The following is a 26,168-nucleotide window of genomic DNA, read 5'->3' on the forward strand; positions in this document are numbered from 1 at the left end:
GGGGGGCGGGCGGCCATGAAGGTGGTGATCCAGAACAACAGCCGCGTCTGGGGCGGCAACGAGAAGTGGCTGGCCACCCTGGCCGCCGGGCTGCTGGCGCGCGGCCATCGGGTGGTCGTCTCGTGTCGCCGCGACGGGGCGGTGCGCCCCGAGCTGGAGCGCCGCGGCATCCCCACGGCCGCCGTGCGCCCCGGCGTCGGCGCGGACGTGGTGCGCGGGGTCCGCTTCGCGCGCTGGCTGCGCCGCGAGCGCCCCGACGCGCTGCTGCTCACCTCGTGGAAGACGACCGCGTGGGGCGCCTGGGCCGCGCGCCGCGCCGGCGTGCCGCGCGTCGTGGTGCGGCTCGGCATCGTGCGCGGACTCCGGCGCCGCCGCCACGCCCGGGCGTTCCGCCGCGCCGTCCATGCGCTGATCGTCAACTCCGCCGAGATCCGCGACGAGTGGCTGCGCTCGGCGCCGTGGTTCCCCGCCGGGGCGGTGCACGTCGTCCTCAACGGCATCGTCGTTCCGCCGCCGCTGCCGCCGGAGGAGCGGGCGGCGGTGCGCAGGGAGCTGGGCGCGTCGCCCGACGCCTGCCTGGTGGCGGGGGCGGGGCACGTCCACCGCCGCAAGGGCTTCGACCTCCTGCTCGAGGCCTTCGCCCGCGCGGCCGTCCCCGACGCCGAGGCGGCGATCCTCGGCACCGGGCCGGAGGAGGTGAGGCTGCGCGCGTGGGCGGAGTCGCTGGGGATCGCGGAGCGCGTGCGCTGGCCGGGGCACCGGGGCGACGTGGTGCGCGTGCTCGCCGCCTGCGACCTGTTCGTGCTCTCCAGCCGCAACGAGGGGATGGCGAACGTGATGCTGGAGGCGATGGCCGCCGGCACGCCCGTGGTGGCCACCGACGTCAGCGGCGTGCGCGCGGCGCTCGGCGAGCAGGGCGGGCGCCCGCCGGCCGGGTGGATCGTCCCGCCCGACGACCCCGCCGCGATGGCGGAGGCGATGCGGGCGGTCCTGCAGGGCGACCTGGGCGAGGTGCGGCGGCGCGTGGAGGAGGCCTCGTGGCGGGTGGCCCGCTGGTTCGGCGTGGAGCGGATGGTGGACGAGGCGGAGGCCGTCCTGCGCGGCGACGCCTCCGCGCGCGGATGAGCGACTTCGTCTTCTCCGCCCGCCGCCGCGCGCCCGGCGAGCTGCGCGCCTGCCTGGAGCGCTACCTGGCCCCCGTCGCCGCCGACGTCGAGGAGCACCACGGCGACTGGGGCTCGCTCGCCGTCGCCCTCTTCCCGCACGATCCCGGATCCGTCGTCGTGGACGACGGGCGCTTCCTGAGCGTGCTGGCCGGCGAGCCGGTGGTCCGCATCGCCCCCGAGCCGGCGGGGCTCGCCTGGCGCGGCGGGCGGCGGCGCGCGCTGCACGACCTGCTGAAGACGGAGCGCGGCCTCGCCTGGGACGACCACCTCGACGGCCACTTCGCCGTCCTCGGCGTCGACAAGGATACCGGAGACGGGATCGTCCTCACCGACCTCTTCGCCTTCATCCCCCTCTTCACCGCGACCGACGCGGAGGGCGCGCTGGTCGTCGGCACGCACGTGGACGCGGCGGCGCGCGCGGCGGGGAGGAACCGCGACGTGGACCCCGTCTCGGCGGCGGACCTGGCGGCGACGCTCACCTGCACCTTCCCCCACACCCTCTACCGCGGCGCCCGGCAGGCGATGCCCGCCACCGCGCGCCGCTTCGGCCGCGGGGGCTGGGTCGACGCGGGCCGCACCTTCTGGCGGCCGGAGGAGCGCAACCCGTTCGCCTCCGTGCGCGAGGCGGCCGCCGCGCTGCGGGAGGCGGTGGCGGACGACCTGCGCGTGACGTGCGACGGGCTGGACGAGGCCGGCATCCTGCTGAGCGGCGGCGAGGACTCGCGGGCGCTCCTGGGCGCCGTGCCGCCGGGGGTGCGGGTGCGGCCGATCACCTACGCGGACTGGGAGAGCCGCGAGGTGCGTATCGCGCGGGCGGTGGCGCGGGCGCACGGGGCGGAGCTGGTGGTCGGCCGGCGGAGCCCCACGCACTACATGGACGGCTTCGAGGCGGTGGCGTCGCTGGTCGGCGGCCATCACCTCTTCATGGACGTCCACGGCTACGGCTTCCAGGACCGCCTGGGAATGCGCGATCTCCCGGTCGTCTTCGGCGGCCTGTCGTCGGATTCGCTGCTCAAGTCGCAGTACGGCGTGGAACGGCGCCCGGGGCCGCGCCCGCCCGTGGCCGTCCCCCGCGAGCCGATGCTGCGCGAGGAGGTGCTGCGCGAGGTGGAGGCGCGCAAGACGGCGTTCCGCGACTGGCTGGCGGAGATGCGGCCGGAGACGGCGGACGAGTGGCGGGTGCTGTGGCCGCTGGGCATGCGCAAGCACGGCGGGAACCTGGACGGCAACCGCCGCCTCTTCCGCAGCCACGAGGTCTACCACGCCGCCGCGGTGGTGAAGCTGGCGGCGGCCGTCCCCCCGGCGTGGAAGCGGCACCGGCGCCTCTTCCACCTGGCGATGCGGCCGTTCTTCGCGAAGACGCGCTGGGTGCCGCACGGGAGCGTGCGCTACCCGGCGTTCGGGCGCTGGGCGAACCTGCTGCTGGTGCCCGGGCTGGCGGCGGCGCGGGGGGCGCGCGCCGTGCTCTCCGGCGAGCTGCGCGCGCGGCACCGGCCATGGCCGAAGTGGAGCAGCGTCGCGCTGTCGCCCGAGGCGGACCGCGCCCGGCGCGAGCACCCGCTGCTGCAGTCGCCGCTCGCGGAGATCTTCATCCCCGCGCCGCCGGAGGAGGTCGACGCCGCCGTGCGCCGCTGGTATCCGCTGCGGCAGCTCATCCTCCTCCAACTCGCCTACCTCACGCGGAAAGCGAGGGAGGATTGAATGGGGGCGACCAGGGCCGGGCGAATCAATTCGCTGCAACAACCACACGAAGTCCGCCTGCGCGGACTAGCGGGCTGCGCCCGCGCGCTTCGCGCCCGGACCCGGCCTGCCGGTGCCGAAGGCGGCCACCGCGCCGAACCAGCCTGCGAAGGCAGGCTTCTCGCCGTTGTTGCCGCGGCTTCAGCCGCCCTCGCCAGGGCTGCGTCGCACGAAGGCCGGCCTCTTCGCAGGGCGACCCATAGATCCTTCGGGCGCCGCCCGGCTTTCCCGCATTCCGAAGGGACGGTGCAGCGGCGCCCTCAGGATGACATCGATAGGGGGCTGAGGAAGAGCGGCGGAGGCCCCGCGTGAGCGAGCTGCGCTACCCCTCGCGCCGGGTCTGCGTGGTGCTGCTTACGGGGCTGGGCGACGTGGTGCAAGGGCTGCCGGTGGTCAACGCGCTCAAGGACGACGACCCGGAGCGGCACATCACCTGGGTGGTGGAGCCGATGCCCGCGCCCGTCCTCCAGCCCCACCCGTCGGTGGACGAGGTGGTCGTCTACCGCAAGAAGCTCGGGTGGCGCGGGCTGCTGGAGCTCAGGCGGAACCTGGCGCGGAAGCGCTTCGACCTCACGCTCAACCTCAACGTCTACTTCAAGAGCGTCTGGCCCACGCTCTTCTCCCGCGCGCCGCACCGGCTGGGCTTCGACCGCGCGCGCTCGTTCGACTACACCTGGCTGGCGGCGAACCACCACCTGGACCCCCGGCCGCGCGGCCACACGCAGGACGGGTTCCTGGAGTTCGTGGAGCACCTGGGGATCCGCAATCCCGGGGTCGAGTACCGCATCGCCATCACCCCCGAGGAGCGGCGCGCGCAGGCGGAGTACTTCGCCGCGCTGGAGGGCAGGCCCGTCGCCGCGCTCGTCCCGGCGTCGGCGATCCGGCGCAAGGACTGGATGGCGGACCGCTACGCCCGCCTGGTGGACGCGCTGGAGCACGACTTCGGCTTCCGGACGATGCTGGTCGGCGGGCGCGGCGAGCGCGAGGTGGCGATCGCGCGGGAGATCGTGGAGCGGGCTTCGACCAGGCCGGTGTGGGCGATGGGCGACCCGATCCGGCAGATGATCTGGCAGCTCGACGGGAGCAGCGTGGTGATCGCGCCCGACACGGGGCCGCTGCACCTGGCGCGCGCGCTGGAGGTGCCGGGGATCGGGCTCTTCGGCCACACCAATCCCTGGCGCTGCGGGCCGTACGGGCGCGACTACGCGGAGCTCTGGATCGACCGCTACACCGATCCCGGCGCCGCGCCCGACCCCGGCCGGCGCGACCCCAGGCACGGCCGCATGGAGCAGATCACCGTCGAAGACGTGCTGGAGCGCGTCCAGCAGGCGCTCCCGCGCATCCGCGCGCGCGACGGAGCGCGACGTCGGTAAGTCACCGCACTTTCCTCCGGCATCGGCGCGGCGGCGGGCGGCCCCCGCCCTGGCGCCTGGCGCGCCTGTCCCTCTCCCGAACCTCAGGGGAGGGACTTCGGCGCTTCGCGCGACGGGTGGGACGCGGGCTTCTGCGCGCCCGGTAGACTCCCACCCCGGCGCGGGTTAGTTTCGCCGCGGGCCCAGGAGCTTCCCTGGAGGCGGGAGGCTGGCCGCGGGGCGCGAAGCGCGCGGGCGCAGCCCGCCAGTCCGCGAAGGCGGACTTCGTGTAGTTGTTGCAGCGAATTCATTCGCCCGGGACGGGTGCCGCCTGCGGAGAGCGGCGGCTCCCTCGGGATGACATTCTCACTTTCGGCTGAAGCGTTTTCAGATAGATGGCGGAAACGACGACGGCGGCGAAGCGCGCCGCGAAGCCCGCGGAGAAGCGGCGCCACTCGCCGGCGCACCGGGTGGAGTACGCGCTCGCCCGGACGCTGGAGAAGGCCGTCTCCACGCTTCCGGAGAGCGCGGCGGACGCGTTCGGGCGGCGGATCGGGGGGATGGTCTACCGGATGGGGATCCGCAGGAAGGTGGTCGAGGCCAACCTCCGCCTCGCCTTCCCCGAGCAGCCGGACGAGTGGATCCACCGCACCGCGCGCGCGGCGTACCAGCACCTGGGGCGCGAGGCCGCCGCCATGCTGCGCCTGGCGAAGCTCGACCCGCGGGCCGTGGTGGAGCGCACCGTCCCCGTCGGCTGGGAGGAGATGGAGGGGGCGCTCTCGGAGGGGAAGGGGTGCCTGCTGGTGACCGGGCACTACGGCAACTGGGAGATCGCCGCCGCCACGGTCGCCTCGCGCGGGGTGCCGATCGCGGCCATCGTGCGCCGCCAGGGGAACCGGCTGGTGGACGAGCGGCTGGACCAGCTCCGCCGCCGCCTGGGCGTGGAGACCATCTACCAGGGCGAGGCGCCTTCGCGCGTCCCCCGCGTGCTGCGCGGGAACGGCGTGGTGGGGATCGTGGGCGACCAGGACGCGCGGCGCGCCGGGATCTTCGTCCCCTTCTTCGGCCGGCCGGCGTCGACCCACCGCGGGCCCGCGCTCTTCGCGCTGCGCCTCGGCGCGCCCATCTTCGCCTGCGTGGCGCGGCGGCTGCCGGAGGCGGGGGTGCGCTACGAGGTCTCCGGCGAGCGCGTCCCCGTCCCCCGCACGGGCGACCTGGAGGCCGACGTGCGCGCGCTCACCGCCCTGCTGGCGGCCCGGCTGGAGGCCCAGGTGCGGCGCGCTCCCGAGCAGTACTTCTGGTTCCACCGGCGCTGGAAAACCGAGCCGCGGGCGGAACCCGCGGCGAACGATCGGGGTACCGGCGGCGCCCCCGGGGCGGCCGGGGACGACACCGGCGAGGACGACGCGTGATCTACATCTGCATCCCGGCGCTCAACGAGGCCCGCACCGTCGGCGTCCTCCTCTGGCGCATCCGCCGGGTGATGGACGAGTTCCCGCGCGACTACCACGTCCTGGTGCTCGACGACGGCTCCACCGACGACACCCCCGAAGTCCTGGCGCCCTACGCCCGCGTGCTCCCGCTCACGGTGCTGCGCAACGAGCGGCCCACGGGGTACGCGGCCGCGCTGGAGAAGCTGATCCGCGAGGCGGTGCACCGCTCCACGCACCCCAAGCGCGACGTGGTGATCACCCTCCAGGCCGACTTCACCGAGAGCCCCGACGACATCCCCCACTTCATCAAGAAGCTGGAAGGCGGGGCCGACGTGGTGGGCTCGGTGGTGGCGGGCACCGAGGGCGAGCTGCCCCGCTCGCTGCGCTGGTCGCGCAAGGGGCTTCCCTGGCTCGTGGGACGCGCGCGGCTGCCGAAGGAGCTGGGCGATCCGCTCTCGGGGTTCCGCGCGTATCGTGTGGCGGTGCTCAGGCGCGCGCTGCAGGACCGCGACGGCCGGCCGCTGCTCACCCGCGGCGGCTGGGCGGCCAACGCCGAGCTCCTCCTCTCGGTATCGCCCCACGTGCGGCGGGCCGAGGGGGTGGAGGTGTCGCTCCGCTACACGCGGCGCCAGCGCGAGACGCGCTTCCGCCCGTGGGGCACCGCGCTGGAGCTGTGGGACCTGGTGCGCCGGGCCCCGCGCCGGCCGGCCGCCGCTGCCGCGGTGGAGGCCGCGCCGCCGGCGCCCGCCCCGGGTCCGAAGCCGGCGCACGGCCACAAGCCGCCGACCGGCCCCCGGCCCCCGCAGGCGCCGAAGCCGGCTCCCGCCATCCGGGCCGCTGCCCCGCAGCCGCAGGCCGAGGAGGGCGTGGAGGGCGAAGCGGCCCCGGCCGCCGGGCCCAAGCGCAGGCGCTCGCGCTCGCGGCGCGGGCCGCGCAAGCAGCCGCCCCCCGCGGGCGAAGCCGGTTGAGACACTCCGTTCATGAGCGGTCGTGGAGGATAGCGTGATGAAGACGATTCGCAGGAAGCGATGGGCGGTGCTCCCCGCGCTGGCGGCCGTGGCCGTGCTGGCGGGGGCGGCGGCGCCCCAGGACGGCTCCCGCGCCACGGCGCGCCACCCCTTCGGCGCCGGCGAGCGCGCCGAGTACCAGGTGCGGCTGGGCGCCGTGTCGGTGGGCAGCGGCACCATCGAGGTGGTGGGGACCGAGACGGTGGGCGGCCAGGCCACCTACCACGCCCGCATGCGCGTCTCCGGCGGCTTCGGCCCCGCGCGGGTGAACGACCGCTACGAGAGCTGGATCGACACCGACGAGCTCTTCTCGCGCCGCTTCCGCCAGCAGGTGCAGGAGGTGCGCTACCGCCGCGACCGCACCTACGACTTCTTCCCCGAGCGCATGACCTACCGCCGCGAGAACGGCGACACGGGGACGCTGGCCAGCAACCGGCCGCTCGACGACCTGTCGTTCATGTACTACGTCCGCACCCTCCCGCTGGAGGTGGGCGACGAGTACACGCTCAACCGCTACTTCAAGGAGAGCGGAAACCCGGTGGTGGTGAAGGTGGTGCGCAAGGAGACGGTGCGCGTGCCGGCCGGGACCTACCGGACCATCGTGGTGCAGCCGGTGATCCAGACCGACGGCCTCTTCGGCGAGGGCGGCCGCGCGGAGATCTACTTCTCCGACGACCGGCACCGCATCCCGGTGCTGATCAAGAGCCGCGTCCCCGTGGTGGGCTCGCTCACCATGTCGCTGCGCAGCTTCCGCCCGTCGTCCTGATCCCCCACGCATCCGGCCGACCGACGTGACGAGCCGCGACGGCAGTCCTGAAGGGTCCGCCCCGGGGAGCCCCCCCGAGGCGGACCTTTCGCGTCTCACCACCGTCCCCGTGGCCGGGCGCCCCAACCGGGTGCTGGCCGAACAGTTCGCCGCGCCCCCGCCCGCCGACGCGGGGGGGCGCACCTTCGGGGCGTTCCTCGCCTCGCTCCCGCGCATCCTGCAGGCGGAGGCGTTCCTGCAGGTGGCCGACGCGGTCGCCTCGGCGGCGGAGCGGCGGAGGACGGTGCTGTGGATGCTGGGCGGGCACGTGGTGAAGACGGGGCTCGCGCCGCTCCTGGTGGACCTGATGCGGCGCGGGGCGGCCACCCACCTGGCGTCGAACGGCTCGGCGGCGATCCACGACTACGAGATGGCGCGCTGGGGCGGAACCAGCGAGGACGTGGAGGCGGGGCTGGCCGACGGCAGCTTCGGGATGGCCGAGGAGACCGGGCGCGACATGAACCGCGCCTTCGAGCGGGGGATGCGCGAGGGGTGGGGGATGGGCGAGTCGCTGGCCCGCGACCTGGCGGAGCGGGAGGATCTCGCGTACCCGGAGCTGTCGATCCTCCTCCAGTCGCACCTGCTGGGCGTGCCGTACACGCTGCACCCGGCGATCGGCGCGGAGATCATCCACCAGCACCCGGCGGCGAACGGGGCGGCGATCGGCGAGACGGGGCACCGCGACTTCCGGCGGCTGGCGGCGGCGCTGGAGGGGCTGGACGAGGGCGGGGTGGTGATCAACCTGGGCTCGGCGGTGGTGATGCCCGAGGTGTTCCTGAAGGCGCTCACCATCTCCCGCAACCTGAACGGGGGCCGGCCGCGCGGCTTCACGGCGGTGGACTTCGACATGCTGCGCCACTACCGCCCGCGGGTGAACGTGGTGGAGCGCCCCACGCGCACCGGCGGCGGCCGCGGCTTCCACCTCACCGGCCACCACGAGCTCATGCTCCCCCTGCTCGCCTGGGCCCTCGCCGAGCGGCTGGACGGGCGGTAGGGCGCGGCGCTGCTTCGGCTGGCTCCGGCGCGGCCGTGGGAGCCCCCACCCTGGCGCTGCGCGCCGGTCCCTCCCCCGAACTGCAGGGGAGGGACTTCGGCGCTGCGCGCGACGGGCGCGACGCAGGTCCCCGCCTCGTACCGACGATCGACCGACCAGACCGTTCTCTGTCATTCCGAGGCCCGATCACACGGAACCAGCATCCGCACGGATGACGGCAGGGCCGAGGAATCTTCTCACCTTGCCACGTGGGCTGGGCGCGGCAGCGGCACGGATGCTCGCTCGCCTCGTCACCATCAGTCCGAATCGGCTGCGGGAGATCGCAGGTGAGTGACTCGATCGACGGCCAGGAAGAGCCGTTCGCGCAGATCCGGGCGCGCTACCTCGACTTCGCGGAGCACGAGGCGAAGGGGGTGTCGCCGCTGTACGAGGAGCTGGCCCGGAGCGTGGCCGAATCGGAGGCGCTGCTCCGCTTCGTCGCTTCCCTCCCCGCGGCCAAGCAGCAGCCCAACCTCGTCTTCGCGGCGGTGCGGCACCTGTACGGGACGCCGAGGGATCCACGGCACTTCTCCCGGCTCGTCGCGGATCACCCCGAGCCCATCCGCCGCCTCGTCCTCGCGCGCGGCACGCAGACCAACGAGCCGGGCCGCTGCGCCACGCTGCTGCCGGCGTTGGCTCGGCTTCCGCAGCCCCTCGCCCTGCTGGAGGTGGGCGCGTCCGCGGGGCTGTGCCTCCTGCCTGACCGCTACGCGTACGACTACGGTCGAGTCCGCCTGGAGCCGAGGGCTCCGGGCGCTCCGCCACCGCCCGTGTTCCCGTGCCGCGCCAGCGCCGCCACGCCGATCCCCGCCGAGCTGCCGACGGTCGTCTGGCGCGCCGGGCTCGACCTGAACCCGCTCGACCCGTCCGACCCGGAAGAGGCGGCCTGGCTGGAGACGCTCGTCTGGCCCGGCCAGGAGGCGCGCGCCGAGCGGCTGCGGGCCGCGATGCGCCTGGCCCGGGACCACCCGCCCACGGTCGTCAAGGGCGATCTCGTCCAAGACCTGCCTGCACTCGCGGCCACGGCCCCGCGCGAGGCGACGCTCGTGGTCTTCCACTCCGCGGTGCTGGCCTACGTGGCGCCGGGGGACCGGGACCGGTTCGTGCGCCTGCTGGCGGAGCTCGGCGCCGTCTGGATCAGCAACGAGTCGCCGCGGGTGCTCCCCGAGATCGCGGCGAAGCTTCCCACGAAGCCGCCCGAGGACCGCTTCCTCCTCTCGGTCGACGGGGGGCCCGTCGCCGTGACGGGTCCGCACGGCCAATCGATCGACTGGCTGCACTGACAAGCCTCACACGGAGTTAACGGAGTCAACGGAGAACGACATGAAGTTCCTCCGTTAACTCCGTTGACTCTGTGTGAGGCATGCCGTTGTGGATCTTGATCCGACACGACCCCTTGCCGCCGCGGCAGCGCTTCGTACCTTGATGTCGTGGCTCCTCCGTCGCGCCGCCGCCTCATTCCGCCGCGTCTCTCCGCTCTCCCGATTCCCCCGCTCCAGCAACGATGACGACGCATCGCGCGCCCCGCTGGCGCACCCGGCTCCTCCTCGCCGCCGCCATCGCCGCCGCGCCGACGGACGGGGCGGCGCAGGTGCGGGCGGGGGTGGACCTGGTGGTCTCGGGCGACTACGTCTGGCGCGGCATCACCCGCGCGGCGCCGCACACGCTCCAGCCGGCCGGGTGGGTGACGGCGGACGCGGGGCCGGGCGTGCTGGCGCTCGGGGCGTGGGCCGCCTGGGAGGTGGAGCGCGCCGGCCCGGACGACCTCACCCTGGCGGGGCGCGACCTCCGCTTCGGCGAGGTGGACGTGTGGGGGCAGTACACCCACCGCGTGCTGGAGACGGACGTGACCCTGGGCGTCGTCCACTACCGCTTCACCGGCGACGAGGCGAGCGGCGGCCTGGGCGAAGAGGCGAGCACCAGCGAGGCGTACCTCCAGCTCTGGCCCCGCGCCGGCCTCCTCCCCTTCAGCCCCCGCACGGCGCTCTACTGGGACCTGGAGGAGAGCCGCCGCTACCTGGAGGCGGACGTGACGCACTGGCTGCCGCTGGCGCCGTTCCCCAACGCCCCGGCCACGCTGGTGCTGCGCGCGCTGGCCGGGTACAGCTTCGACCCGCCCGACGCCCCCGAGACGGCGCCGCTGCGCACCTTCGCCGGCGCGGGGCTGACGCACGCCGACCTCTCCGCCGCGGTCGTGCTCCCGCTCGAGGACCTGGTCGAGGTGCCGCTCACCCTGCACGGGGCCGCCCACCACCAGTGGAGCGAGGACCCGGCCACGCGGCAGCGCACCCTCACCGCCGCGAGCGCCCGCCGCTGGTGGTTCGAGATGGGACTCTCGTACGCGCCCGGGCCGCCGAGGAGGATCCGATGAGCCTGCAGTTCGCCCGCGGCCGCGCCCGCATCTCCGTCGTCTCCGGGTGCCTGGCCGTCCTCGCCCTGGCCGGGTGCGTGCCGAGGCGGGGGCAGCTCCCCGCCGCCCCGTCGCCCGGGGCCCAGCCCCAGCCGATGGGGCTGCGCGCGGGGTTCGCGGCGGTCGACATCACCCCGCCGACGGGGCCGGCCATGATCGGCTACGGGCCCGAGGGGAAGCGCGGCCGGGGGTACCGGGGGCGGCTCTACGCGCGGGCCATGGTGCTGGAGGACGGGTGGGGCGAGCGGCTGGCGCTGGTGCAGGTGGACCTGGACATGCCGTCGCTCCTGGTGCACCGGTGGGCGGCCGCGCGCACCGTGGACACCGCGCGCGTCGGCGCCGACCGGCTGCTGATCGCGGCCACGCACACCCACAGCGCCCCGGGGCACTTCCACGGGATGGCCGGCTTCGACACCTTCGGCGCCTCCGAGCCGGGGTACGACAGCCTGCTCACCGTGTTCCTGGTGGAGCGCATCGCCCACTCCGTGAACGAGGCCGCGCGCGACCTGCGGCCGGCGCGCGCGGCGTGGGGGACCGAGCCCGTCTGGGGGCACACCCGCCTCCGCAGCGTCAGGGCCCACGACCTGAACGCCCCGCCCTGGAAGTCGCCCTACGCCCCGCCTCTCGGGCTGACCCGCGAGCAGGAGGGGGTGGACCCCGCCTGGACCATGCTGCGCGTGGAGACCTGGGACGAGGCCGGCCGGGGCTGGGCGCCGCGGGGGGCGTTCAGCGTCTTCGCCATCCACGGCACCGCCGTTCCCGCCCCCAACGACCTCTTCGACCCCGACGTGCAGGGGATCGTGTCGCGGCGGCTGGAGGCGCACGTCGACTCGCTGAACGGCGGCCGCCCGGCGGGCTTCCGGCGGCGCGCGGTGCACGTCTTCGCCAACGGCGCCGAGGGCGACGTCTCGCCCGACGTCCCGCGCGAGACGCGCTGCCCCGCCCCCACGCTGGCGTCCACGCGGCGCCCCACCGGCCCGCGCACGCCCCCGCAGCCGCAGGGGTGGAGGGATCCGCCGGACCCCGTGCTGCGGGCGTGCCTGACCCTGGCGCGGCGCTGGGCCGACTCGCTGGGGCGCGCGCTGGCGGGCGGCGCGGCGCGGCAGTTCGACGCGCTGGGCGCCGCCATCGCCGCCGACACCGCGCGGGCGCGCGGGCTCCGGATCTCGCGCGCCTTCGAGACGGTGGGGCTGCGGGGGCGCGAGGGAGAGACGCCGCTTTGCGCCACGGCGCTGGTGGGCAACGCCCTGGTGGCGGGCGCGGAGGACGGCTATACGCGGCTGCGGGGCTGGAAGCCGCTGGGGGTGATCGGGTCCGGGCTGGGGATCGTGCCGGGGACGCCGCTGCCGCGCGGGGACGACTGCCAGGACCCCAAGCGCCCGTTCCTGGGCCCGCTCCAGCCGATCGTGATCGGCAAGGACGGGCTCCCGCACGTGGCGCAGCTCTCCGTGGTGCGCATCGGCGACCGGGTGCTCGGCACCGTCCCCGCCGAGCCCACCACCACCGTGGGCGGGCGGATCCGCGGCGCCATCGCCAGCGGCGCCGGGGTGGACCCGCGCGGCGTGGTGCTGGTGGGGCTGGTGAACGGCTACATCCAGTACGTGACCACGGCCGAGGAGTACGCGGTGCAGTACTACGAGGGCGCGGCCACCGAGTACGGCCCCGGCACGGCGGAATTCCTCCGGGGCGAGCTGGGGCGCCTGGCCGCCACCGTCCCCGCGGGCCGGCCGTCTCCCCCCGCCGAGGTGCCCCCGCTCCCGGCGCACCCCCCGCGCCCGAGGCGGCTGACGGAGCGCGCTTCCGGCCCCGCGGCGGTGGAGCGGCGCTTCACGGAGCTGCGCTGGGAGGGCGACTCGCTGCTGGTGGCGCGCTGGAACGACGTGCGCCCGGGCCGCTTCGTCCCCGCGGACGGCCCCGTGCTGGCCATCTACCGGCAGGTGGGCTCCGACTCGGTGCTGGTGACCTGGGACGACGACAACGAGCTGGAGGTGCGCACCCTGCACCGGCTGGGGCGCCGCGGCCAGCTCTGGGAAGCGCGCTGGATGCCGTGCCGGCTGAAAGCGGGCACCTACCTCGTGCGCCTGCTCGCGCGCTCAGGGATGGACAGGGTGGAGCGGACGGTCCCCGGGACCGTGCAGGAGCGCCATTGCACCGTCTCCCCGCGCCGGGACTGAATGGCTTCTCCCTGATCCGCAGGAGACAACCGCTTGTCACACGCAGAGTCAGCAGAGGAGTTCTCTGCTGGCTCTGCGTATTTCGCGTCTCTCGCGAACCATGTCATTCCGAGCGGCGCCGCGGCACCAAAGCCGGAGCTCACACCTGGGCCGGGCGGCGCCCGAGGAATCTACTCACCCCGCCCGGATGCCGGTTCCGTGCCTGGACCCGGCCTCTTTCCGGCCGCGGGTAGATTCCTCGGGAGCCCGGCCGGCTTCGGTGGCGAGCGAGAGCTCGGCGCATCGGGCTCCGCTCGGAATGACAGCTTCCCGATGCGCGGCGAATCCCAGAAGACGGTAGGAGCCCCGTCGTTTCAGGAACCTACGGCCGGGCGGCTGCCGGCAGGTACTCGGGCGGGAGCTGGAGACTGGGACTCTCCGCCTGCCAGAAGACGCTGATCACCCACCAGCGGGTGCCGTCGTGCATGAGCTGGATGCTGTTGATCCCGCGGATGGTGGTCCCGTCCGTCTCCAGCCGCCCCTCGTAGGTGCTGGTGACGTGCGCCAGGCTGCCGAAGCGCTCCAGGCGCCGCGCGATCTCGCGCTCGCGGAAGCCCACGCGCTCCAGCCTGGGCCCATGCAGCGCGATGTAGTCGTTCACCTCCATGATGCGCACGGCCACCCCGCCGCCGGGGCGCGGTCCCAGCGGCATCAGCCGCCCGCCGGGGACGAAGAGCGAGCGCATGCGGTCCCAGTCGCGCGCCTGCCCGACCGGGCCGGAGATCACGTCGTACAGCGCCGCGATGATCGCGTCGATCGAGCCCACGTCCTCCGGCCTCGCCGGCGGCGTGATGACGATGACGGGCGGCGTGGGAGGAGGCGCCGCGCTCTGCTGCGCCGCGTTCTGCTGCGCCAGGAGGCCTCCGGCGCTGAAGGTGAGGGACGACACGAGGACGAAGACAACGGGTGCGATCCGCCGCATGGAGACGCTCACGGGAAGGTGTGGAGAGTTGGGTCGGACGGATGAGGAAAGTGCCGACGCGGAGCCGGCCGCGTCAACGTGAGGCCATGCTTTTCCTGATCTCACACAGAGGACACGGAGGACACGGAGAAACTTCGAACGCGTTGTTTTTCTCCGTGTCCTCCGTGTCCTCTGTGAGAATCGAGTTGTTTTCCAGCTACCACGCGCACTCCAGTGCCGCGCGGTCCCAGCGCAGGAGGTCGGCGGCGGCCTCGTAGGTGGTCTGGAGGAACTCGGTGAGCCTGGCGTCGGGGTCGTCCACCGTGCGCACCGCGTCGTAGGGGAGGAGGAACTCGCGGAAGTCGCCCGACCAGAACGCCTCCGCCGGCCCCACGCGCGCCGCCGCGAGCCCCTCCGGCTCGGGGTAGGCGTACGAGTAGAAGTACGCCGAGCGCGCGGCCCCGCCGCCCGGCCAGAACCCCGCGCTGCTCACCTCGTGCGAGTACGCCTCGCGCGTGATGGCGTCGGGCACGCCGGGCACCCCCGGGTGCGGCGGCGCCGCCCGCCCCGAGAAGCGCGTGACCGCCAGGTCGAAGCTCCCCCAGAAGAAGTGCACCGGGCTGCACTTGCCCAGGAACCGCCCGCGGAACTCCTGCATCACCCTCTCGCCCTGCGCCAGCGCCCGCCAGAAGCGGTTGGCGTACTCCGCGTCGTAGCTGGCGTGCACGGTGTCCTTCTCGAAGGGGATCGGGTCCGGCACCTCCACCGGCGTGGTGTAGATGTCCACCTCCACCCCGACCTCGCGCAGCCTCGCCATGACCTCCGCGTAGAAGTCGGCCGTGGTGCGCGGCGCGAGCGCCACCCGGCGCGCCGCCCCGTCGCTGCACAGCACGTGGAGCACGTGCTCGACGAAGTCGAACTCCAGCTCGAAGGTGCGGTCCCGGTAGGGGATCGGCGAGGTGGTGAGGCCGCGCGCCGTCACGTAGAGCGGCACGTGCCACCAGTGGTTGATCTTCGGCGCCAGCTCCAGCCGCACCTTGCCGGCCACCTGCGTCCACATGTGCAGTGTGTCGCGGGTGTCTTCCCACGCGTCCAGGTCCAGCTCGGGCCAGGCGGCGCCGCGGATGGTCGTTGCCATGGTGCCTCGGGTCGGGGTGGAGGAGAGCGGAGGAGCCTCTACAAGAACCCGTCCCGACCGCTCCGGCAAGCCGACAGGAGCTTCCACGACAGAACGCCGCACTCCGCACCGCAGGCGTAAAGTCTACCCTCTCCCAGACTTGGGAGAGGGTTGCCGCTCTAAGGCGGCGGGTGAGGGCCCCCGCGCGAGCTTGCTCGAAGGTGAGGGGGCCTCCCGCCGATGTTACTCCGCAAAAAAAGTTCTCCTTGACAAATTAATTTGTCAATAGCATCCTGTCTCCCATGAGCAGAGCCGCCGCTTCCGCCGCGCTCCAGGTGGTGCGCGAGTCCGGGCAGGCCGCCGCCATGCTGCACCCCGAGCGGGTGCGGCTCCTGGGCGAGCTGGCCGAGCCCGAGTCGGCCGCGGGGCTGGCGCGCCGGCTCGGCATCCCCCGCCAGCGGCTGGGCTACCACCTGCGCGAGCTGGAGAAGGAAGGACTCGTGGAGCTGGTGGAGGAGCGGCGCAAGGGCAACTGCACCGAGCGCCTGGTGCGCGCCACCGCCCGCTCGTACCTCATCAGCCCCGAGGTGCTGGGCCCGCTGGCCGGCGAGCCCGCGCGCGTCGCCGACCGCTTCAGCGTGAGCTACCTGATCGCCGTGGTCGGCCGCGCGCTGCGGGACCTGGCCGTGCTGCGCGCCCGCAGCGAGCGCGCGGGGAAGAAGCTGGCCACGCTCACCCTGGAGACCGAGGTCCGCTTCGCCACGGCGGCCGACCGAGCCGCCTTCGCCGAAGAGCTGGCCGACGCCGTGGCCCGGCTGGCCGCGAAGTACCACGCCCCCGACGCCCCCGGCGGACGCGCCTTCCGCTTCTTCCTGGGCGCCCACCCCACGATCACCCGCACCGAGGAGGACCCCGATGCCTAGCCCCGCCCCGCGCGCCGTCCTGGTGGCGCTGGCGCTCTTCGCCGCTCCCGCCGCCGCCCGCGCGCAGGAGACGCCCACCGACCCGGCGCGGCAGGCCGAGATGGCCGCCATGCTGGAGGCCGCCCGCCCCGGTCCCGAGCACGCCCGCCTGGCCGCGCTGGAGGGCACCTGGGACGTGGCCCTGCGCATATTGGGCGGGCCCGGCTTCCCGCCGATGCAGGCCGCCGGCACCGCCAACAGCCGCATGGTGCTGGGCGGCCGCTTCCTCCTGGTCGAGTCGAAGACCAGCGAGGGCCCGGAGATGGAGAGCCTGACCATCCTGGGCTTCGACCGGCGCGCGAAGGAGTACACGCTGGTGGGCTACGACACCGGGGGCACCTTCTACGTGACCGGCGCCGGCCGGTGGGACGAGGCGGCGCGCACCATCACCTACTCGGGCGAGTCCCGCGACCCGTCCACGGGCCACGTCGAGGCGTACGACCTGGTGATGCGCCAGGAGGGGCCGGACCGCTACACGAAGGAGATGGTCATGAGGATGCCCGACGGGGGCCGCTTCAAGGTCTTCGAGGCCGTCTACACCCGCCGCCGCTGAGCCGCCATGTCCACCATCGACGAGGAGACGCGGGGGACGCGCCCGCCCGCCGAGGTCGAGATCCGCATCGCGGCCCCGGTCGAGGAGGTGTGGCGGGCGCTCACCGACGCCGAGGAGCTGACGCGCTGGTTCCCGCTGGAGGCGCGGGTGGAGCCGGGCGCCGGCGGGTCGGTGTGGCTGTCGTGGGGCGGGGCGTGGGGCGACGGGTCGCGCATCGAGATCTGGGAGCCCGGCCGCCGGCTGCGCTCGGTGAGCGAGCGCGCCGACGCCGAGGGGCGGCCGGTGCTCATGGCGGTCGACTATCACCTGGAGCCGGCCGAGGGGGGCACGGTGCTGCGGGTGGTGCACTCCGGCTTCGGCCGCGGCGCCGAGTGGGACGACGAGTACGACGCGGTGAGCCGCGGGTGGAAGTTCGAACTGCGCAGCCTGCGCCAGTACCTGGAGCGCCACCGCGGCACCCCGCGCCGCGTCGCCTGGGCGCGGGTCGAGACGGGGCTGCCCAGGGAGGAGGTCCACCGCCGGGTGATGGGCCCCGAGGGCCTGGTCGCCGAGGGCTCGCTCGCCGGGCTGGAGGAGGGCGACCCGTACCGCATCGCCGCCGCCACCGGCGACGTCTTCGCGGGCCGCGTGCTGATCAACCGCCCGCCCGGCGACTTCGCGGGCACGGTCGCGAGCCTCGACGACGCGCTCCTGCGCTACGTGCACGAGGTGGGCACCGTCAACATCTGGCTGGCCACCTGGGGCGTCGCCGAGGAGACGGTCCGCGACTTCGAGCGCCGCTGGCAGGCGAAGCTGGAGGGGTTGCTGGCGTGATCCGTCCGGGCGACTGAAGTCGCTGCAACAACGGCAGGAAGCCTCGCAAACCGCGCGAGGCTGTGGGGGCAGCCTGCCATGCGAGAGTTGTGGGACTGGCCGCCCGCCGGGTATTCTGGTGGGTGGTCTTCCTCGTCCACCGCTCCGCGACCGAATGCCATCTCCCCGAAACCCGCACGCGGTGATCATCGCCGGGCCGAACGGTGCGGGCAAAAGCACGCTGGCACCCAGCCTGCTCGTCGGCGAGCTCGAGGTGGGCACGTTCGTCAACGCGGACGTGATCGCGCAGGGGCTGGCCGGCTTTGACCCCGCCTCCGCCGCGATCCAGGCGGGCCGCATCGTACTCGAGCGGCTGGACGGGCTTCGCCGCGCCGGCGCCGACTTCGCCTTCGAGACGACGCTCTCCGGGCTGTCGCTACAGCGCACGATTCACGACCTCCATGACTCTGGTGACAGTACTGACCTCTTCTACCTCTGGCTACCCGATCCGGAGATGGCGGTCAACCGCGTGCGGCAGCGTGTTCGGTTGGGTGGGCACAGCGTTCCGGAAGAAGACATACGCAGGAGATACTTCCGCAGTATCCGCAATTTTGATATGGTGTATCGAAGGATTGTTTCTCGGTGGTGGCTTTATCAGGCATTCAGACCTCTGGAGTTGCCCGAGCCTCCTTTGATCGCAAAGGGGACAGGTGAATCCATCATGGAGATCAGAGATGCACAGGCGTGGGAGCAGATCCAGATCCAGAGTGCTGAGGGCGAGCGACGCGGGAGGGACAGTGGCGCGCAACCGTAGCCCGAAGGACATTGACGCGATCCTGAGCGACGAGCGAGCGATCAACCGTGCAATGAACGCCGCCTTCGCGGAAGCCGTGCGTCGGCACCGGCAGGCGAACGTCCCGCTGCTGGTCCAGAAGGGAGGCCGCCCGGTGCTGGTCTCCCCCTTCGATGTCCGTCTGCCCGGCGAGGATGCCGCGGAGTGACGGCGGTGTAGTTGCCGTTTGCGGTTGAAGCCTCACGTGGTTTGTGAGGCTTTCTGCTTTTGTTGCTGCGACTTCAGTCGCCTTTGGACGAGGACCTTCTCCAGAATACGGACGGCGACGGACTCGAAGATCGTGTAGATGGTGATGTGGCATGCATCTGGCCCTTGCTGCCCGCCGTTCACCGGAACGGCTGCACAGAGGATGCGATGCACGCGATGCGACGCTGGATGAGGGCGGCGGGGCTGCTGGCGATTCTCGCCGCGGGTGGCTGCGTGGACGACGAACATGCCGGCTACGCCGACGAGCCGGACGAGCCGCGGGCACGCGTCGTCCGGCCGGCGCCCGCGCGCCCCGTGACCGTGGCGGATCCTGCGGCGGTGCGGGCCCGCGTCGCCGCCGAGAGCGTGGCGGTGGAGAGGGCCTTCCGGCGCGTGCGCAGGCTGCGGGCGCGGGAGGTGTCGGAGCTGCGGCAGGACAGGAACGCGAAGCAGGTGGCCACCGCCGAGAGGCTGGGCGCGCGCGTCTCCGGCGAAGCGGAGATCCAGCGGCGGGTGCGCGAGGGCCGGCTGGTGGCGCTGGGCGACAGCACCGAGCACTGGGTGCTGCGCAACATGGACCACTCCTCGCCCTACGTGACGCCGGACGCCCGCGCGATGCTGGTGGAGATCGGCCGCCGCTTCCACGCGCGGCTGGACCGCCTGGGGCTGCCGCGCTACCGCTTCAAGGTCACCTCCGCCCTGCGCACCGACGAATCGCAGGCCGACCTGCGCAGGACCAACGACTACGCCGCGCGCACCACCAGCTCGCACGAGTTCGGCACCACCGTCGACGTCTCGCACGAGCGCTTCGCCGCCCCGGCCCCGCCCGCGCGCGACACACTCGCGCCGGAGGCGCGCGAGGTCGAGGAGGAGGCGCTGGAGGCGGTGGAGAAGGCCAACGCGAAGGCGCTCCAGGCCGAGCTCGGCCGCGTGATCCTGGAGATGCGGAGCCAGGGCGCGCTCCACGTGATGATGGAGAACAAGCAGCCGGTCTACCACATGACGGTGGCGCGGCGGCTCGCCGGCCCGGGCGGCTCCAGGTGACGGCCGCGGCTGAAGCCTCACGGGGTTGGTGAGGCTTCCTGCTTTTGTTGCTGCGACTCGAGTCGCCTGCAACGACGGGTGGGGGCGCCTCGCGGCGCCCCCACCCGTTCGCGTCGCCCGTCGGCCGGGCGACGGTGGAGGGTGGATCAGAAGACGGCCGGGAGCGTGCCGACCGGGACCACCCGCAGCAGCCCCCAGATCCCGCCGTCGAAGTGGAACGACGTCTGGTCGCGCCACAGGTAGTCGCCGCGGATGCGGAAGCGGCCGCCGGCGCCGTTGCGCAGCTGGATGTCGTAGTGGTTCGACGGGCCGTGCCCCGACAGCATCCCCTTGCGCTCCGACAGCGGGTTGAAGGACACGTCGGTCGAGTTGTCGATGTACGGCTCCTCGTCCCAGATGTGGCCGTGCAGGTTGAACACGCTGTTGCGGGCGTGCCCGCCCGACAGGAGCACCCGGAAGAGCGTCTGCTGCCCGTCCTCGGAGCGGAACACCGGCGTCTGCGGGTCGCCGCCCACCTGACTGTTGGAGAGCGACTGGGCGAAGTTGAAGCCGCGCGTGGTGGTCAGCGGCGTGTCGGGCGCGTAGCCCAGCCGGAACCAGAGCGGCTCGGTGCGGTAGTTCGCCCCCTTCTGCCCCGAGTCCTCCGGGTCCTCCGCCTCGGCCAGGTTCGGGATCGGCGCGTTGTTCCAGCGCAGGTTGAGGTCCGTCTGGTACAGCAGCACGTGCTCGCGGAACACGCGCCCCGTGTTGTCGTCCACCACCGACGCCGACGCGCGCGAGGCGGCGTCCTCGAAGAAGCGCACGTTCGGCCGCCAGACCACCAGCCCGCCGATGGCGCCCTTGCTGGCGTGCTCGATCGGGTCGGCCGGCATCAGGTTGGCCGCCCCGAACGCCACCGGCACCGCGATCAGCGAGTCGTTGCGCGGGAAGAGCCGGCCCGCGTACCACTGGTACGTCTGCGTGCCGCCCGGGGCCGCCGTCTGCACGGGGTTCCTGCCCACGTTCATCCCGTCGCTCCGCGACACGTCGTAGGAGAGGAGCTGCGCGTGCAGCCCCACGTTCCCCGACGGGAAGACGTCGTTGGCGTTGAACTGGTCCACGATCATCGGCAGCGTGTTCCACCCGAGCGAGTCGGGCGGCGCCGCCGGCAGCCGGTTGCGCAGCGTCACGTTGATGCACTCGCCGGCCCGCGCGCGCAGGACCAGCGGCTCGATCGGCACCGTGGACCCCAGCACCCCGTTCGCGTTCAGGTCCGAGGTGCGCACGTACATGATGGCGTTGGGGTCGTAGATCGGCCCGCGGCCGTTGGGGTCCGAGCGCGAGTTGTAGACCAGCCGGTTCCCCGTGTGCGGCAGCGCGTTCCTGGCCAGCACCGCCGTCACGTCGAAGTTGCGCGCCGGCGCCGTCGTCGGGCAGACGCCGTTGAAGCTCGACGCGTTGCGGGGGATGATGTTCACGCCCGCCGCGTTGTTCGGCAGCCGCAGCAGCTGGAACGTCCCGCTGCCGCGCTGCGACACGCGCAGCAGCCCCCACATCCCGTTCCACAGGTCGTCCGTCGCCGAGCCGGCCCGGTACAGGTAGTCGAGCTCGGGGCCCACGTTGTTGCGCGGCAGCGGCGGGAGCACGAACTCGAAGTGCTCCGAAATCCCCATCATCTGGCTGTTGCGGAAGCCCGAGTTGGCGTACGAGGGCTCGAACAGCCACTGGGTGCCGTTCACGCTGAAGTTGTGCCCCTCCTCGTGCGCCCCCACCAGGATGCGGATCTGCACCTTGTCGCCCTCGTACGCCCGCATCATCGGGGTGAAGGGGTCGCCCGCGACCACGCCGCGCCGCTGCGGGTAGGGCCCGAAGGCGTTCAGCAGCGGGTCGGCCCGCGTCACGTTCGACGAGAAGGCGAAGGCCAGGTCGCCCGCCTGCCCCGCCGCCTGCGTGTTGGTGGACGGGTTGCGCACCCGGAGCGCGATCGGCTCGTTGCGGTAGTTCACCGTCATCGTGCCGGGGTCGTCGGCGCTGATCAGCTCCGGGCACGGCGGCGGGAGCGTCGACGCCACGTTCGGGTTGGGGCTCGGGCAGTGCCCCTCGCGGATCGGGGGCTTCAGCAGGTCCTGGATGTTGTCCTCGAACTTCCCGGCCGGGTTGACCGCCTTGGCCGGGTCGGCGATCCCGGGCGTCGTGACGCCGGTGGAGGGGTCGGTGAAGTTCCTCCGCGTGTGGTTCGACCCCGCCTGGTACGACAGGGTGAAGTCGGCCACCTGCACGGCGAACTCGCGGTAGCTCGAGTCGGTGGGGACGGTGAGGATGTCGGCCCGCCAGCTGGTGGGCCCGCCGTCGAAGCGCCCGCCGAAGAACACCCCCGTCTCGGGGTCGCGCCAGGTGGAGCTGTCGGGCTCCACCAGGAGGCCCGCGTAGAGCCCCGCCTGCTGGTGCGTGGAGGGGCCGAAGTGGTCGTGGGTGAAGACGGTGCGCAGCGTCCGGTCCTGGTTCTGGAGGTTCAGGACGTTGTCGGCCAGCCAGCGCTGGATCGTCTCCTGCGCCCCCACCCACTCGCCGTTCGGCCCGTTGCCGAAGAAGGGGTGCGCCCTGGCCACCGGACAGACGAAGCGCCCGTCGCGCGGGTCGCCGCTGTCGAGGCCCGTGCACCCGTTCTGCAGGCGGATCGCCCGCACGCGCTCGCGGGTCTCGCCGGGGCTGAACGAGCCGTCCTCGTAGTTGAAGCCGTTGGCGGCGCCGTCGCTCGAGGTCACATCGAACTTCACCAGGTGGATGTGCTGCCCGATCACGTCGGTGGGAGTGCGCACCTGGAAGTCGTCCAGCTCGTACTCCTTGGGCACCAGGTTCACCAGGTGGTAGACCAGGCAGTCGTCGCTCTGGGCGCGGATGAACATCGGCTCCGGGGCCTTGAGCGCCTGGCGGATGGAGTCGACGTCGGCCCAGAGGGCGAACATGCGGTGCTGCGGGAAGTGCCAGCCGGCCTTGTTGTACTTCGCGTCGATCTGGAAGCTGGCCGCCTTGTAGCGCCGCAGCTGCCCGAAGGGCCGGCCGAAGTCGTCCTCGCAGGGGTCGGCGTACGGCGCGCCCGCCACGGGCGGACGGCCGTTGGTGATGAACGTGTCGGCCACGACCGCCCCGGTGGACGGGCTGAAGCGGAAGGTGGGGTGCGAGCGCTGGGCGTGGAACGCCATGGCCTGCAGCTCGAGCGCGGTGCCCGTCTCGGCCAGCGAGTCGGCCACGATGCGCTCGTTGTCCTTGTGGAAGTCCAGCCGGTTGATCGGCGGGAAGCTGGACACGCCGTCGCGCACCACGTGGCGCGGCAGCCCGCCGTCGAACTCGGTGTCGAGCGGCGGCTTGGGCGGCCGGTGCCCCGCGATGCCGGGGATGTAGAAGGGGTAGCCCGGCTGGGTGGCCGTGGGCATCGGCGCCAGCGCGTAGTTGGGGATCGGCACCACGGCGGGGATCGGCGTGCCGGCCGCGATCTCGCCGTCCGGCAGCGCGCGCGCGCCCGCCACGGGGCGGCCGTCCTCGCCCAGCCGGGTGCCCTCCTCGAAGACGTCGTGGTTCCTCCACAGCCCCCACATCCCCATGGCGAAGTGGGGATAGAAGTGGCAGTGGAAGATGGCGTCGGCCGGCGTCTTGTTCCGGTTCGACGAGCCGTCGTAGGCGATCTCGTAGGTGAAGCCCGCGCCGGGGCCGATCGCCTGCGAGTCCAGGTACGTCGAGTTGTCAGAGTCCGGCGTGTGCAGCCACTGGTGGGCGTGCAGGTGGAAGATGTGGTGCTCCTTGGGCCCCGCGTGGATGTTCCTGAACTTGACGTGGTCGTTCATGTAGCTGTGGTACACGTTCGACGGGTCGTCGGGGAAGAACACGCGCGTGGCCTTGGGGCCGGGGTCGGGGACGCCGTCGCCGTTGGCGTCGTGGTCGGCGGGAACGTCCACGATCATCGCCGGATCTCCCACGGCCCACGAGGTCAGGAAGAACTCCTCGTACTTGCACTCGTTGCAGTCCCACATCGGCCCCACGCCGAAGCGGTTCCCCAGCACCTCGGCGCCGATCCCGCCCGTGCCGTAGTTGATGGCGAAGGCGTCTCGGCCCGAGTGCAGGGTGTGCTCGAAGCGCGGGTCCTCGAAGACGTTGTTGAACGCCTGCACGATCCCGATCTCGTCGTGGAAGACGATGGTGAACTCGCGGAAGGGGCGGTGCCGGTCACGCTCCACCCGCACGGCCGGGTAGGTGCCGGCGGGGAAGTTCCCCTTGCCGGGCCCGGTGATGATGGCGGTGAGGTCGGAGTGCTGGATGACGTTGTTCAGCAGCATCTTGAGGATCGGCCGCCCGGCGAGCAGGTGCCCCGTGGGGTAGACGGCGTCGTAGTTGATCACCGGCTGCCCGCCGGGGGTGCGGATCGGGTTCCCGGAGGCGTCCTTGCGGGTGGCGAGCAGGAGGTCGGCGGCGGTGAGCTGGCTGCGGTACCACTCGGCGCCGCGCGGCTCCACGTTCACGGCGCCGAAGAGCCCGCGCGACAGCGTCCCCCCGTCGCCGTCGCCGCCGGTGGTCTGGCCGGTGCTGTAGAGGAGGAAGGCGCCCTCGCGCTCGGCGTAGTAGGTGTAGGTGCGGTCCTGGCCGGGCCCGATCAGGCTGCTGGCGTTGGCCCCCACCCAGCTCCCGTCGTCGAGGATGCCGGTGACGAGTTGCATGCCGGCCACGTGCGCCGAGATCTGGCGGGTGGCGGGCTGTTCGCCGCGCGGATTGGGGGAGAGCCAGTTGATGAGGTGGATCTGCAGGCAGTCGCCCACGTTCATGCGCAGCGTGATCGGGCGCGGGCGCTTGTTCTGCCGCAGGCGGACCGTCCCCGGCCCGGGCGGCTGCCGTACGCCGTCCTCGCCGGGGAGGCCCTCGACGTCCTGCTGGAGCGCGTACATCATCGCGTCGGGGTCGCGCGCGCCCAGGCGGTTGTAGAAGATCGCCTCGTCGAGCGCGACGACGTCGGCGCGGATGGTGCGCTCGCACTGCGCGGCTGCCTCTCCCGCGGCCACGGTGGCGGCCAGCGCCGCCGCGAGCGCCAGGCGCGCCCGGGCGGGACTTCGCTTCCCGGTCATAGATCTCCCTCCACCACCAGGTGAGACGGCGGCACGGGCGCCTGCGCTCGAGCCGTCGCCGCGCGACGATCTGCATCCCCCCGGAGGGCCCGAGGGGAGCGTGGCGGGTGCGCGCGGGCACCCGCCCCGGGAAGTGGAGAGAGGCGGAGATCCCCAGGAGGCAAGCGCGGGACCGGCGGGCGCGGCGGGACGGAAGCGCCACCCCGACAAAGTGTTACGTCCGCCATGCGGGAGAAACATCGGGCGCGATCTGCACATCATCTGTGCAGGCGCGCGGGCGGGGCGCATCGAAAGCATTCGCGCGTGGGACGAGGCGCGGTGGCGGGGGATGGGAGGAGGGGTGGAGGGGCGGGGGTGACCGGGGGGCGGGCCTGGGTCAAAGGCGGCTGAAGCCGCGGCAACGGCAGAAAGCCTCGCAAACCGCGCGCGGCTTCGACTGCCCGACCGCGTTTCTCGCCCATGCGTCAGCGCGAGCCGTCCGTCGCGAGCACGATTCCAGACGGAGCGGCCCGTGCTCGCCCGTGGCGGCCTGCGGGCTGCCTGAGCGCGTGCGGGGAAAGCGGTCGCAGCCCGCGCGAGGCGCCAGCACTCGCGCGGGCCGTTCGTTCGCATGAAATCTGCCGGGTGGGCGATCAGCAGAGGTTGGTCGTGCAGGTGTTCCGCGTCTCGCAGCAGTATGTGTGATAGGCCTTGGTCACGACGAAGAGCGCCTCCTGCCCCTGCACGGTGCCGCGCGCCTCGTCCACCTCGGTGGTCGAGAACGAGCTGACGGCCAGTGTGTCGACGTCGAGCTTGAGCTTGCGGTCCATGGTTCCTCCACGTCTGTGGGGTGTTGCCCGCCACGACTGCGCAGGAGCGCGACAGCCGCGGCGGAATTCGAATGCGCGGGGGCGGCTCTCGGGAGCCGCCCCCGCGTCGTTCACCCGATGCGCTAACAGACGTCTCTGCTCGCCGGCTCGATGCACACGGCGTAGCCGTCGGTCCAGGAGCAGCCCGCCTGGCAGGTCTGATAGAAGGTATCGGTCGACAGGCAGGGATCGTCGCAGGTCTCGCCGCCGCACGTGTCCACGCACGTGCCCTGGCAGGTGCCGTAGCTCGTGGCGTACTGGCACTGGCAGTAGGAGGTGAACCCCGTGTATCCGTGCGCGTGCACGGTGCCGCGCGGGCTCTCCACGCGGGCGGCGGTCTCGAACGACTCCACGGCGAGGGCGTCCACGGACAGCTTCTTCCTGGGCATGCGAATCCACTCCATCTGTGGGACGGGAAGGCGCGGCACCCGCGGACGCGGGCGGCCCCACATCATCGAATAAACCGGCTCCAAATGCAAGTGGTTTGCGTGAAGCCGGATTCTGCCACTGATCGTGCAAAGCAGATGTCATCCTGAGTCTACCACCGCGCTGCGCGCGACCAGGGAGGATGAAACGGGTGTGGGAGCATAAATTGGGCGGGTGGCGTCGGCAAAGAGGTCGGTAAGCTCATTGGTGCGAGAGAGCCCGTTCCTGAGTCAGACC

General features: G+C 73.0%; 21 protein-coding genes. 16 read left to right on the forward strand and 5 right to left on the reverse strand.

Features of this window, described 5'->3' with window-relative positions; all coding sequences use genetic code 11:
• Positions 1 to 15: 15 nt before the first annotated feature.
• The 10 genes from VF746_08390 to VF746_08435 all read left to right on the forward strand — a co-directional run bounded on the left by VF746_08390 (position 16) and on the right by VF746_08435 (position 13,120).
• On the forward strand, positions 16 to 1,125 hold the full coding sequence (locus tag VF746_08390; protein ID HEX8692421.1) for a glycosyltransferase: 1,110 nt from the start codon (positions 16 to 18) through the stop codon (positions 1,123 to 1,125).
• Positions 1,122 to 2,867, forward strand: coding sequence for a hypothetical protein (locus VF746_08395; GenBank protein HEX8692422.1), 1,746 nt, complete (start codon positions 1,122 to 1,124; stop codon positions 2,865 to 2,867). The genes VF746_08390 and VF746_08395 overlap by 4 nt, the downstream gene beginning before the upstream one ends.
• Positions 2,868 to 3,214: 347 nt before the next feature.
• On the forward strand, positions 3,215 to 4,279 hold the full coding sequence (locus VF746_08400) for a glycosyltransferase family 9 protein (GenBank protein HEX8692423.1): 1,065 nt from the start codon (positions 3,215 to 3,217) through the stop codon (positions 4,277 to 4,279).
• Positions 4,280 to 4,653: 374 nt separating this feature from the next.
• Positions 4,654 to 5,670 (forward strand): lysophospholipid acyltransferase family protein, encoded by a 1,017-nt coding sequence (locus VF746_08405; GenBank protein ID HEX8692424.1) that lies wholly within the window; start codon positions 4,654 to 4,656, stop codon positions 5,668 to 5,670.
• Positions 5,667 to 6,659 carry a glycosyltransferase family 2 protein gene (locus VF746_08410; GenBank protein HEX8692425.1) on the forward strand — a complete coding sequence of 331 codons (993 nt, stop codon included), beginning with the start codon at positions 5,667 to 5,669 and terminating at the stop codon, positions 6,657 to 6,659. The genes VF746_08405 and VF746_08410 overlap by 4 nt, the downstream gene beginning before the upstream one ends.
• Before the next feature lie 37 nt (positions 6,660 to 6,696).
• Positions 6,697 to 7,464: a DUF3108 domain-containing protein gene (locus tag VF746_08415; GenBank protein HEX8692426.1), complete on the forward strand. Its 768-nt coding sequence runs from the start codon at positions 6,697 to 6,699 to the stop codon at positions 7,462 to 7,464.
• A 25-nt stretch (positions 7,465 to 7,489) separates the two neighbouring features.
• Positions 7,490 to 8,497 carry a hypothetical protein gene (locus tag VF746_08420; protein ID HEX8692427.1) on the forward strand — a complete coding sequence of 336 codons (1,008 nt, stop codon included), beginning with the start codon at positions 7,490 to 7,492 and terminating at the stop codon, positions 8,495 to 8,497.
• 326 nt (positions 8,498 to 8,823) lie between these two features.
• Positions 8,824 to 9,819 (forward strand): DUF2332 domain-containing protein, encoded by a 996-nt coding sequence (locus VF746_08425; protein ID HEX8692428.1) that lies wholly within the window; start codon positions 8,824 to 8,826, stop codon positions 9,817 to 9,819.
• 221 nt (positions 9,820 to 10,040) lie between these two features.
• Positions 10,041 to 10,907, forward strand: a complete 867-nt coding sequence (locus tag VF746_08430; GenBank protein HEX8692429.1) for a hypothetical protein — start codon at positions 10,041 to 10,043, stop codon at positions 10,905 to 10,907.
• Positions 10,904 to 13,120 (forward strand): neutral/alkaline non-lysosomal ceramidase N-terminal domain-containing protein, encoded by a 2,217-nt coding sequence (locus VF746_08435; protein ID HEX8692430.1) that lies wholly within the window; start codon positions 10,904 to 10,906, stop codon positions 13,118 to 13,120. Before VF746_08430 ends, VF746_08435 begins: the two co-directional genes overlap by 4 nt.
• Positions 13,121 to 13,481: 361 nt before the next feature.
• On the opposite strand, the gene VF746_08440 is transcribed toward VF746_08435, so the two are convergent.
• Positions 13,482 to 14,081 (reverse strand): hypothetical protein, encoded by a 600-nt coding sequence (locus VF746_08440; GenBank protein ID HEX8692431.1) that lies wholly within the window; start codon positions 14,079 to 14,081, stop codon positions 13,482 to 13,484.
• Between the two features lie 196 nt (positions 14,082 to 14,277).
• A complete protein-coding gene (locus tag VF746_08445) occupies positions 14,278 to 15,198 on the reverse strand; it encodes a DUF5996 family protein (protein HEX8692432.1) in 921 nt (306 codons plus the stop codon).
• 281 nt (positions 15,199 to 15,479) lie between these two features.
• Between VF746_08445 and VF746_08450 the strand changes: the two genes are divergently transcribed.
• The 6 genes from VF746_08450 (at position 15,480) to VF746_08475 (ending at position 19,567) form a co-directional block, all read left to right on the forward strand.
• Positions 15,480 to 16,100, forward strand: coding sequence for a helix-turn-helix domain-containing protein (locus VF746_08450; GenBank protein HEX8692433.1), 621 nt, complete (start codon positions 15,480 to 15,482; stop codon positions 16,098 to 16,100).
• Positions 16,093 to 16,692 carry a DUF1579 family protein gene (locus VF746_08455; GenBank protein HEX8692434.1) on the forward strand — a complete coding sequence of 200 codons (600 nt, stop codon included), beginning with the start codon at positions 16,093 to 16,095 and terminating at the stop codon, positions 16,690 to 16,692. Before VF746_08450 ends, VF746_08455 begins: the two co-directional genes overlap by 8 nt.
• 6 nt (positions 16,693 to 16,698) lie before the next feature.
• Positions 16,699 to 17,505, forward strand: a complete 807-nt coding sequence (locus VF746_08460; GenBank protein HEX8692435.1) for an SRPBCC domain-containing protein — start codon at positions 16,699 to 16,701, stop codon at positions 17,503 to 17,505.
• A 181-nt stretch (positions 17,506 to 17,686) separates the two neighbouring features.
• On the forward strand, positions 17,687 to 18,298 hold the full coding sequence (locus VF746_08465; GenBank protein ID HEX8692436.1) for a hypothetical protein: 612 nt from the start codon (positions 17,687 to 17,689) through the stop codon (positions 18,296 to 18,298).
• Positions 18,282 to 18,485: a hypothetical protein gene (locus VF746_08470; GenBank protein ID HEX8692437.1), complete on the forward strand. Its 204-nt coding sequence runs from the start codon at positions 18,282 to 18,284 to the stop codon at positions 18,483 to 18,485. Before VF746_08465 ends, VF746_08470 begins: the two co-directional genes overlap by 17 nt.
• Positions 18,486 to 18,691: 206 nt before the next feature.
• On the forward strand, positions 18,692 to 19,567 hold the full coding sequence (locus VF746_08475; protein ID HEX8692438.1) for a DUF5715 family protein: 876 nt from the start codon (positions 18,692 to 18,694) through the stop codon (positions 19,565 to 19,567).
• Positions 19,568 to 19,713: 146 nt separating this feature from the next.
• On the opposite strand, the gene VF746_08480 is transcribed toward VF746_08475, so the two are convergent.
• The 3 genes from VF746_08480 to VF746_08490 form a co-directional block, all read right to left on the reverse strand.
• A complete protein-coding gene (locus VF746_08480; protein HEX8692439.1) occupies positions 19,714 to 24,657 on the reverse strand; it encodes a hypothetical protein in 4,944 nt (1,647 codons plus the stop codon).
• A gap of 632 nt (positions 24,658 to 25,289) precedes the next feature.
• Positions 25,290 to 25,466, reverse strand: a complete 177-nt coding sequence (locus VF746_08485; GenBank protein ID HEX8692440.1) for a hypothetical protein — start codon at positions 25,464 to 25,466, stop codon at positions 25,290 to 25,292.
• 122 nt (positions 25,467 to 25,588) lie between these two features.
• Positions 25,589 to 25,894, reverse strand: a complete 306-nt coding sequence (locus VF746_08490) for a hypothetical protein (GenBank protein ID HEX8692441.1) — start codon at positions 25,892 to 25,894, stop codon at positions 25,589 to 25,591.
• Positions 25,895 to 26,168: the final 274 nt, after the last annotated feature.

Origin of the sequence: Longimicrobium sp. (assembly GCA_036389795.1) — a bacterium.
Taxonomy (GTDB): Bacteria; Gemmatimonadota; Gemmatimonadetes; order Longimicrobiales; family Longimicrobiaceae; genus Longimicrobium.